Origin of the sequence: Burkholderia sp. Ac-20345, from assembly GCF_017104825.1 — a bacterium.
Taxonomy (GTDB): domain Bacteria; phylum Pseudomonadota; class Gammaproteobacteria; order Burkholderiales; family Burkholderiaceae; genus Burkholderia; species Burkholderia lata_B.
Window position 1 is genome coordinate 1 of sequence record NZ_JAAGPO010000492.1, and the last position, 1148, is coordinate 1148.

Annotated in this window: 1 protein-coding gene and 1 pseudogene; both read left to right on the forward strand. The window is 71.2% G+C overall.

The features are described 5' to 3' along the window. Nucleotides 1-992: condensation domain-containing protein (locus G3O06_RS48215; protein WP_241020628.1), on the forward strand; the 992-nt coding region annotated here is incomplete at its 5' end. Further along, nucleotides 982-1148 (forward strand): annotated as a pseudogene (locus tag G3O06_RS50135) (N-acetyltransferase); the annotation flags it as partial. The gene G3O06_RS48215 and the pseudogene G3O06_RS50135, both read left to right, overlap by 11 nt.

Sequence of the window (1148 nt, forward strand, 5' to 3'; positions counted from 1 at the left end):
TGCCGCAATGGCGCGCGGCCCGCATCGCGTTCGAATTCGACGGCGCGCTGATCCGCGCCGCACGCGACACGGCGTCGTCAGCGCACGCGACGTTGCCGATGCTGCTGCACGCGGCGCTCAACACCGCGCTGTTCCGCGCGACGGGTGTGGCCGACCAGCCGGTCGGCGTGCTCGCGTCGACGCGCGAGCTGACGGGCGACGGGGCCCGCGACGCGCTTGGCCTCTTCATCAATTCGGTCGTCGTGCGCACGCGGATCGACCCGGCCGCGCGCCGTGCAGACGTGCTCGCGCAAGTGCGCGACACGGCGCTCGCGGCTTATGCACACGCCGACGTGCCGTTCGCGGACGTCGTCGCGGCGCTGCGTGCGCAGCGCGCCGCACAGGCCAATCCGTTGTTCCAGGTGATGTTCAACTACCTGCGCCCGACCGGTGCCGCGGCGCGCGACTGGGCCGGCCTGTCGCTGGCCGGATTCGACGATGTGCGCCATCGCGTCGTGTTCACACTGGAGCTGGACGTCGTCGAGCATCCGGACGGCCGCGTGAGCGCCGCGTTCTCGTATGCGGACGAACTGCTCGATAGCGGCTTCGTCGATGCGCTCGTCGATGTCTACCACGACGAAGTCGCGCGTTTCGCGGGCGCGTCGGAAGCGGCGCTTGGCATGCCCGACAAGCGTGACGTTGCGCAGGCGTCTGCTCATGCACAGGCGGCAGGCAATGCGCGTGCGGCAACGCCGTCACGCGCACCGCATGCGGCTGCCGCGCTCGCGGCGCTGTGGTCCGACACGTTCGCGACGGCCGCGCCCGAAGCGGACGCCAACCTGTTCGAAGCCGGCGCGACCTCGTTCGACGTCGTGCGCTTCGTCGACGCGGCCAGCCGTGCCGGTCACGCGTTGACGGTCGCCGACCTGTTCGCGTCGCCGACGCTCGCGGCACTCGGCGCGCGGCTCGATGCGCACACGGAAACGGGACAGGAGGCGCGCCATGCTAGCTGAAGTGCGTCCGGACGGATTCACGATGCTCGATACCTACCGTCTCGCATTCGCGGACGGCCTGTTCGCCGTGCGTGACGGCGCGGAGATCCGCGTCGCGCAGGGCGACGGCATCGGCGCGCAGTTGCTGCGCGCGCAACTCGGCGACGACGGCGCGCT